The organism is Brenneria tiliae (assembly GCF_023347575.1).
GTDB lineage: Bacteria > Pseudomonadota > Gammaproteobacteria > Enterobacterales > Enterobacteriaceae > Brenneria > Brenneria corticis.
In genome coordinates this window covers 1-287 of sequence record NZ_JAKPCB010000043.1, presented here as the reverse complement: position 1 = coordinate 287, position 287 = coordinate 1, and the positions used below count along the sequence as shown (strand labels likewise).

The window sequence follows — 287 nt, the reverse complement described above, 5'->3', positions numbered from 1 at the left end:
TCACCGGCAGTCTCCTTTGAGTTCCCGACCGAATCGCTGGCAACAAAGGATAAGGGTTGCGCTCGTTGCGGGACTTAACCCAACATTTCACAACACGAGCTGACGACAGCCATGCAGCACCTGTCTCAGAGCTCCCGAAGGCACAAACCCATCTCTGGGCTCTTCTCTGGATGTCAAGAGTAGGTAAGGTTCTTCGCGTTGCATCGAATTAAACCACATGCTCCACCGCTTGTGCGGGCCCCCGTCAATTCATTTGAGTTTTAACCTTGCGGCCGTACTCCCCAGGC

The 287-nt window shown here is 54.4% G+C and carries 1 rRNA gene; it reads right to left on the bottom strand.

From position 1 onward, the window contains the following. Positions 1 to 287, bottom strand: a 16S ribosomal RNA gene (locus MFP24_RS00210); the annotation flags it as partial.